We start from the raw sequence: 7,522 nt of genomic DNA, 5'->3' as shown, positions 1-7,522 counted from the left end.
GCCCCCGACCGCCTCTGCGGTCGGGGGCTCTTCGCGTATGCGCGGCGCGCGTCGGGTCAGGCGGCGGCCGGGACGGCGGCCGGAGCCGGGGCGGTGCGGCCGAACTGCACCACGGCCTGGTAGTAGGTCCACGCGAGCGCGTCACAGGCGGTCTTGGTGGCGCCGGAGTAGGTCGTACAGACCCGCTTCATGTCGGCGTGGAAGGCGTTGTCCAGCCGCGCCTTGTTGGCGGTGAAGGAACCGGCGGCCTTGTAGTTGCGGTAGCCGAAGTCATGGCGCGCACAGGAGTTCTGGAACGGGAAGCCGAACGGGTTGTCGGGCGAGTTGGAGCAGTAGTCGGTGGACCAGTCGAAGCGGTAGGCGCTCCAGGCGGACTGGTTACCGCGCGCCGCGTTCCAGGCGTTGTAGCTGCTGGCGCTGGTCTGGGTCCAGTTGCTCAGCACCTGCGGCTTGTCCGCGGGCACGGCGACCGCCGGGGACGCGGCGAGACCGAGGGCGAGCGGCACGGCGAGCGCGACGGCGGTCAGGGGGGTGGTGAGACGACGGCGCATCCGGTTCCTCCGTTGACGGGTGACTCCCTGCCCCACCTGGGGGTTCCCCGGGGGCGGAGCAAGCGTGGAGGAACCGTCTCGACGCGTCCATATCAAGATCCCCGCGTGGCTGATTCACCATGCCTATGAGTCTGGTTTTCGCTCAACTACGGAGTGATAGCGGGAGTTGCGCCACCGAGGCACGGCGTGAGTGACCACCGGCGGCACGCGTTCCGCTTCACCCGGGCCCCGGGCCGGCACGACAGCGCCACGCCCGCCGCCCGGGTCAGGTCACAGGGGTGCGCGGGGCCAGGAGCAGCGGCATCCGGCGCCCGCCCGCCCCCGGGGCGTGAAGGCGGTGCACCGTCACCCGGCACGGGGCAGGCCGGCGAGGAGGGTACGGACTCCGGGGTGGCTGTCATGCCGCTGGCGCAGGGTGGCGGTGACGCGGCCCAGGTGACGGTGGACGCGGTGGGAGCCGACCCGCTCGGCCAAACCGACGGCCTGGCAGGCGGATTCGACCGCTCCTGTGACGTCACCGGTCTGGAGGCGGGCGTCGGCGAGTTCGCTGGCGAAGAGCATGCGGTCGCGAGGGTAGCTGGCATCGTCCCCGGCGGTGCGCCCGGCGAGATAGGGCTCGGCTCGATCGGGGTGATGGGCGGCGAGCAGGGCCCGGCCGGTCTGAGCGTCGATCGCGGAAGGACTGAGCCAGAGTGTCCACCAGGGCTCTTCACCGTCACGGGCGGCGGCCAGATGCGTCCGGGTCCGCCGTCTGGTCTATGTCTCCTCGGCCAGCGTCTACGGCGATGGAAACCCCGACGAGACACACCATCCCGATCTTCTGACGATGCGCCAGCTGCTGGAGTCGGTATACGGGCGGATAGCCCCGCAGTTCCATGAAGCCGCACCCTTACGCCCGGTGTCGGTGTACGCGAACACCAAGGCGTGGGGCGAGCGGCAGACCGCGCTGACCCTCGGCGCCGTCGGCACCTCCTACACCGTGGTCCGCTACTTCTCCGTCTACGGCGACCCGCAGACCATCAAGCCCGGCTCGCACTCGTGGGTGGTGGCCTGGTTCGCGGCGCGCGCCGAAGCCGGACTGCCCCTGCATCTCAACGGCGGCGGCCACCAGGTCCGTGACCTGATCCACGTCGATGATGTCGCCGAGGCGACGCTGCGTGCCCTGGTCTCGCCGCAGGCACACGCAGAGATCCTCAACATCGGCACCGGCAAGGCCACCCGGGTCCGTGACGTCGCCGACCTCGTGCGCACCCACTACCCGGACACGCGCCTGATGGAGACCCCGATGCCGCCCGGCGACCCGCTGGGTGGCTACGCCTCCATCCGCCGCATGAGGACCATGCTGGGCTGGGCCCCCACGGTTACCCTTCCCGACGGCGTCGCGCGATACGTGGCATGGCTGCGCGAGCACCCGGCGGCGATCCCCGGCTGGATGACCGCCCCCACCAGCACCGCATAGCCCCCCGCTCAGATGACCGGGGGGCGGCCAAGGCGGGCCATGCGCCACACCGTCGACCAGCGCATCGGCCGCCGCTGACCGCACGGCCGGCGGACCCCCTCGGCGAAACCACCCGCCCATGCCCGCAGTCCGGCCAGGGACCGAGTGCGGGCCAGGGTGAGCACCGTCCACACCCCGAGATAGACCGGGACGAGAGGAGCGGGAAGATGGCGTTTCGCCAGCCAGACCCGGTTGCGGGCGGTCATCCGGTAATACACGGCGTGCCGTGCCGGGCTGGTCTTCGGATGCCGCAACAAGAGCCGCGGCTCGTAGGCCACCGTCCACCCGCCGTCGAGCGCGCGCCAGGCCAGGTCGGTCTCCTCGTGCGTGAAGAAGAACTCCTCCGGCCACCCGCCGGTCTCCTCCAGCATCCGCATCGACAGGCCGTGCCCGCCGCCGAGGAACGTGGTGACCTTCCCTCCCCGCATCGGGTCCCCGGCCCGCAGCCGTGGCACATGGCGGCGCTGTGTCCGCCCCCGCTCGTCCGCGATCCGGAAGGACACGATCCCCAGGCCGGGGTCGTCGGCGTACAGATCGGCGACCCGGCGGAGCACGTCGGTGTCGACCAGCAGCCCGTCGTCATCGAGGTTCACCAGGACGTCGACATCGTCCGATGTGCGCAGCAGTTCCCAGGCGACGTTGCGCCCGCCGGACACCCCCCGGTTCTCCGGGAGTTCCACTCCGTCCACCCCAGCGGGCAGCACCGGCAGCGAGCCCGTCCCGTTCCCGACGACGACGACCCGCGCCGCGCTCTCGTCCTGCCGGGCCACCGACTCCAGCAGCGCCAGCAGCTCGGCGGGCCGGTTGCCCATCGTCAGCACGGCCACACCCACACGCGGACGCGTCACAACCCACTCCCCACGGCTCTTCATCCCAGCCCGAGCCCGTGATGCTAGCCGCCCACACCCCACCCACCGCACCAGGCAAGGAGCCTCCCGTGCCCGCTCTGCGACTCGGCACCTACCTCACCAGCGCGACCGAGGGCGCGCTGGCCGAGACCCCGTACGGCGATCTCGCCGGGTACGACCTCGGCGACTTCCTCCATCGCTGGCCCGCCCTGCACGCCACCGCCCTCACCCTCCTGGGCGACCAGCGTGTCCATCCCACCGCCCGCGTCCATCCCACCGCGATCATCGGTGCCGAGGTCATCCTCGGCCCGCACACCACCGTTCACGAGTTCACCACCGTCCGCGGCCCCTCCGTCCTCGCCGCGGGTGCTCAGGTCGGCTTCAACTGCGAAGTCACCCACAGCTACATCGGCGAGCACGCCGTGCTCGGCCACCGGATCGGCCTCAACCGCAGCCTCGTCGGCACTGGGGCCCACCTCTCCTCCTCCGTCACCATCGCCGCCATCCACCTGAGCGATGACATGCGCCACCCCCACCGCGAAGTCATCCTCCGCGGCGAGGACGGTCTCTACCGCTGTGCGACCCCTCGCTTCGGCGGCCTGATCGGCGACCACACTCAGACCGGCCACAACATCGCACTCGGCCCTGGCGTCGCCATCGGCCGCTCCTGTCGCATCGACAGCGGCGTCACCCTCGTCGCCCGGATTGTTCCCGCCCACCACACCCTCAGTGCGCCGCATACCGCCGGCACCCGCCTCCGTGCCCAACGGCGATGTCAGGACCGGTGACCGCCCGCTCCCGACCACGTCCTCACGTCGGGAATCCGTACCGGAGCTCAGCGGAGGAGGACCGGCAGGGCGAGAGGCATCCGCATCAGGCCGCCCTCGCGCCAGCGGAGTTCCTCCTCCGGGACCGCCAGCCGGGCCTTGGGGAAGCGGCGGACCAGTTCGCCGAGGGCGATCCGCAGCTCCATCCGGGCGAGCTGCGCCCCCACGCAGAAGTGCGGGCCCGCGCCGAACGAGAGATGGCGCCCCGCGTCCGCCCGTTCCAGATCGAACCGGTCCGGCTCCGTGAAGACGCCGGGGTCCCGGTTGGCCAGATAGGTCAGCGCGGCCACGCCCTCCCCCGCCCGGACGGTCCACCCGCCCAGTTCGGTGTCCCGCGTCGCGACCCGCATCATGGCGCCACAGGGGAGGAGGAGCAGATACCGCAGCAGTTCCTCGACCGCGCCGTCCACGAGTTCGGGCCGGGAGCACAGCAGCGTGTACCGTTCCGGCTCGCCGAGCAGGGCCGCTATGGAGCTGGCGAGCTGGCACACCGTGGTGTCGGTCCCGGCGCCCAGCAGCATCAGGAGGTTGCCGATCAGCTCCTCCGGGCCGAGCTGGTCGGTGCCGTCGGCGACCCGGATGAGTTCGCTGGTCAGATCGGACCCGGGGTCCTGACGTCTGCGGTCGACCAGCGCGCGCAGATACTCCTGGAACTCCTCGAACGCCGCCAGGACCGCGTCGGTCGAGTCGCCGACCGCGTCCATCGTGTGGACCCACGCCTCGAACCGGTCCCGGTCCTCGAAGGGCACCCCGAGCAGTTCGCACATCACCCGTACCGGAAGCGGGGACGCGAGGGCCGCGACCAGGTCGACCGGCTCCTCGCGTTCCGCCGCGTCGAGGAAGTCCGTGACCACCTCCGTGATCCATGGCCGCATCCCCTCGACCATGCGCGGGGTGAACGCCTTCGTCAGCAGTCGCCGGATCCGGGTGTGGTCCTCGCCCTCCAGCGAGCTGAGCATGGCGGGCAGGGCCAGCCCCTCCGTCACCCGGGGGGCGCCCGGCTCGGTCGCGGCGCTGCGGCTGAAGGCCGGGTTGGTGAGCACCTCGCGGGCGAGCCGGTGGCTGAGGGCCACCCAGATCTCCGTCCCGTCCGGGAGCGCGGCCCGGACGACCTCCGCCTCCCGGCGCAGCCCCTCTCCCACGGCATCCCAGCCCGAGGGGTGGGTGACGAAGGGGAAACGGGGATGGGTGACCGGCTGGGGGCCCATGGCCAACTCCTCACGCGGGGTGGGTGGTTGAGCCGCCAGCATCACCCTCCACGGAGACCGTCACAAGAGCCGGACGCGTCACTCTCACCCCGCCCTCCCCGTTGCCGGGCGCGGCCCCGCGCGCGAGAAGGGCCCGGGGACGACACGAGGGCCAAGGGGGAAGCCCCTTGGCCCTCGCGTCACGCGGACGAGGTCAGCCCAGCTGGGCCAGCGCCTCGTTGAACGTCGCCGACGGGCGCATCACGGCCGCGGCCTTCGCCGGGTCGGGCTGGTAGTAGCCGCCGATCTCCACGGGGGAGCCCTGCACCGCGATCAGCTCGTCGATGATCACCGACTCCTGCTCGCCGAGCGTCTTCGCCAGCCCCGCGAACGCCTCCGCGAGCTGCGGGTCGTCGCTCTGGCCGGCCAGCTCCTGGGCCCAGTACAGCGCCAGGTAGAAGTGGCTGCCACGGTTGTCGATCCCGCCGAGGCGACGGCTGGGGGACTTGTCCTCGTTGAGGAACGAGCCGGTGGCGCGGTCCAGGGTGTCCGCGAGGACCTGGGCGCGGGCGTTGCCCGTGGTCTGGGCGAGGTGCTCGAAGCTGACCGCGAGGGCCAGGAACTCGCCGAGGCTGTCCCAGCGGAGGTAGTTCTCCTTGACCAGCTGCTGGACGTGCTTGGGCGCGGAGCCACCGGCGCCGGTCTCGAAGAGGCCGCCGCCGTTCATCAGCGGGACGACCGACAGCATCTTGGCGCTGGTGCCCAGCTCCAGGATCGGGAAGAGGTCGGTCAGGTAGTCACGGAGCACGTTGCCGGTGACGGAGATGGTGTTCTCGCCGCGGCGGATGCGCTCCAGGGAGCGGGCGATGGCCTTGACCGGGGAGAGGATCTGGATGTCCAGTCCGTCGGTGTCGTGCTCCGGCAGGTACTGCCGGACCTTGGCGATCAGGCTGGAGTCGTGGGCGCGGGTCTCGTCCAGCCAGAAGATCGCCGGGTCGCCGGTGGCGCGGGCGCGGGTGACGGCGAGCTTCACCCAGTCGCGGATCGGCAGGTCCTTGGTCTGGCACATGCGCCAGATGTCACCGGCGCCGACCTCGTGCTCCAGCACCACGGCGCCGGAGGCGTCGACCACGCGGATGGTGCCCGCGGCCGGGATCTCGAAGGTCTTGTCGTGGCTGCCGTACTCCTCGGCCTTCTGCGCCATGAGGCCGACGTTGGGGACGGAGCCCATGGTCGAGGGGTCGTAGGCGCCGTGGGCGCGGCAGTCCTCGATGGCGACCTGGTAGATCCCGGCGTAGCTGCTGTCGGGGATGACGGCGAGGGTGTCGGCCTCCTGGCCGTCCGGGCCCCACATGTGGCCGGAGGTGCGGATCATCGCGGGCATGGAGGCGTCCACGATGACGTCGCTGGGGACGTGCAGGTTGGTGATGCCGCGGTCGGAGTCGACCATGGCCAGCTCCGGGCCCTCGGCCAGCTCGGCGTCGAAGGACGCCTTGATCTCGGCGCCGCCGGGCAGGGCCTCCAGGCCCTTGAGGATGGTGCCGAGGCCGTCGTTGGGGCTGAGTCCGGCGGCGGCGAGCGCCTCGCCGTGGGCCTCGAAGGTCTTCGGGAAGAAGGCGCGGACCACATGGCCGAAGATGATCGGGTCGGAGACCTTCATCATGGTGGCCTTGAGGTGGACCGAGAAGAGGACACCCTCGGCCTTGGCGCGGGCGACCTGCGCCGTGAGGAACTCGCGGAGCGCGGCGACGCGCAGCACAGAGGAGTCGACGACCTCGCCCGCGAGGACCGGTACGGACTCGCGCAGCACGGTGGTGGTGCCGTCCGCCTGGGCCAGCTCGATCCGCAGCGAGCCCGCCTCGGCGAGGGTGGCCGACTTCTCGGTGGAACGGAAGTCGTCGGCGGTCATGTGCGCGACGTTGGTCTTCGAGTCGGCCGTCCAGGCACCCATGCGGTGGGGGTGGGCCTTGGCGTAGTTCTTGACCGAGGCGGGGGCGCGGCGGTCGGAGTTGCCCTCGCGCAGGACCGGGTTGACGGCGCTGCCCTTGACCTTGTCGTAACGGGCGCGGATGTCGCGCTCCTCGTCGGTCCGCGGGTCGTCCGGGTAGTCCGGCAGCGCGTAGCCCTGCTGCTGAAGCTCGGTGATCGCGGCCTTCAGCTGCGGGATCGAGGCCGAGATGTTCGGCAGCTTGATGATGTTCGCCTGCGGCGTCTTGGCCAGTTCGCCCAGCTCGGCGAGGGCGTCGCCAATGCGCTGGCCCTCTTCGAGACGCTCGGGGAAGCTGGCGATGATCCGCCCGGCCAGGGAGATGTCACGGGTTTCCACCGTGACCCCGGCCGTCGAGGCGTAGGCCTCGACCACGGGCAAGAACGAATACGTCGCCAGGGCCGGGGCCTCATCCGTGTGGGTGTAGATGATGGTCGAGTCAGTCACCGGGTGCTCCGCTCCACGTCCACGTCTGCAACATTGCTTGACATCAAGATATCTCGTCCCGCGACCGGCGCCGAAGGGGGCCGGGGTGTGCCCTCCGCCATGGGGGACGCGGAGGGAGCGCCCCGGCCCCTGTTTCCCGCCCGAAGACGGGAGAAGGGCCCGTGCGGGGTGCGCACC

At 71.3% G+C, this 7,522-nt stretch carries 7 protein-coding genes; 2 read left to right on the top strand and 5 right to left on the bottom strand.

Translation table 11 applies throughout. The features are described from left to right. Nucleotides 1-56: 56 nt before the first annotated feature. Together ACFVIM_RS30440 and ACFVIM_RS30435 are read right to left on the bottom strand one after the other, a co-directional pair. Nucleotides 57-551, bottom strand: coding sequence for a phospholipase (locus ACFVIM_RS30440; protein ID WP_384308108.1), 495 nt, complete (start codon nucleotides 549-551; stop codon nucleotides 57-59). Nucleotides 552-896: 345 nt separating this feature from the next. Next, on the bottom strand, nucleotides 897-1,112 hold the full coding sequence (locus tag ACFVIM_RS30435; RefSeq protein WP_384308105.1) for a hypothetical protein: 216 nt from the start codon (nucleotides 1,110-1,112) through the stop codon (nucleotides 897-899). Nucleotides 1,113-1,377: 265 nt separating this feature from the next. Between ACFVIM_RS30435 and ACFVIM_RS30430 the strand changes: the two genes are divergently transcribed. Further along, on the top strand, nucleotides 1,378-2,010 hold the full coding sequence (locus tag ACFVIM_RS30430; RefSeq protein WP_384308102.1) for an NAD-dependent epimerase/dehydratase family protein: 633 nt from the start codon (nucleotides 1,378-1,380) through the stop codon (nucleotides 2,008-2,010). Between the two features lie 8 nt (nucleotides 2,011-2,018). On the opposite strand, the gene ACFVIM_RS30425 is transcribed toward ACFVIM_RS30430, so the two are convergent. Continuing rightward, nucleotides 2,019-2,897, bottom strand: a complete 879-nt coding sequence (locus ACFVIM_RS30425; RefSeq protein WP_384308099.1) for a glycosyltransferase family 2 protein — start codon at nucleotides 2,895-2,897, stop codon at nucleotides 2,019-2,021. 89 nt (nucleotides 2,898-2,986) lie between these two features. Between ACFVIM_RS30425 and ACFVIM_RS30420 the strand changes: the two genes are divergently transcribed. After that, a complete protein-coding gene (locus tag ACFVIM_RS30420) occupies nucleotides 2,987-3,685 on the top strand; it encodes a transferase (protein ID WP_384308096.1) in 699 nt (232 codons plus the stop codon). Nucleotides 3,686-3,732: 47 nt separating this feature from the next. On the opposite strand, the gene ACFVIM_RS30415 is transcribed toward ACFVIM_RS30420, so the two are convergent. Continuing rightward, nucleotides 3,733-4,932, bottom strand: coding sequence for a cytochrome P450 (locus ACFVIM_RS30415; RefSeq protein ID WP_384308094.1), 1,200 nt, complete (start codon nucleotides 4,930-4,932; stop codon nucleotides 3,733-3,735). A gap of 193 nt (nucleotides 4,933-5,125) precedes the next feature. After that, the gene (locus tag ACFVIM_RS30410) at nucleotides 5,126-7,345 is read right to left on the bottom strand and encodes an NADP-dependent isocitrate dehydrogenase (protein WP_384308091.1); all 2,220 of its coding nucleotides are present in this window, start codon (nucleotides 7,343-7,345) and stop codon (nucleotides 5,126-5,128) included. Between the last annotated feature and the right edge of the window lie 177 nt (nucleotides 7,346-7,522).

This window comes from Streptomyces sp. NPDC057638, from assembly GCF_042800315.1.
Taxonomy (GTDB): Bacteria; Actinomycetota; Actinomycetes; order Streptomycetales; family Streptomycetaceae; genus Streptomyces.
Note: the sequence above shows the minus strand (reverse complement) of the source record. Positions and strands in the feature narration are given on the sequence as shown.

What these genes read in the sequence shown, in the direction of transcription:
- ACFVIM_RS30440 (WP_384308108.1), bottom strand. Translation starts at nt 551, where the DNA reads ATGCGCCGTCGTCTCACCACCCCCCTGACCGCCGTCGCGCTCGCCGTG.
- ACFVIM_RS30435 (WP_384308105.1), bottom strand. Translation starts at nt 1,112, where the DNA reads ATGCTCTTCGCCAGCGAACTCGCCGACGCCCGCCTCCAGACCGGTGAC.
- ACFVIM_RS30430 (WP_384308102.1), top strand. Translation starts at nt 1,378, where the DNA reads ATGCGCCAGCTGCTGGAGTCGGTATACGGGCGGATAGCCCCGCAGTTC.
- ACFVIM_RS30415 (WP_384308094.1), bottom strand. Translation starts at nt 4,932, where the DNA reads ATGGGCCCCCAGCCGGTCACCCATCCCCGTTTCCCCTTCGTCACCCAC.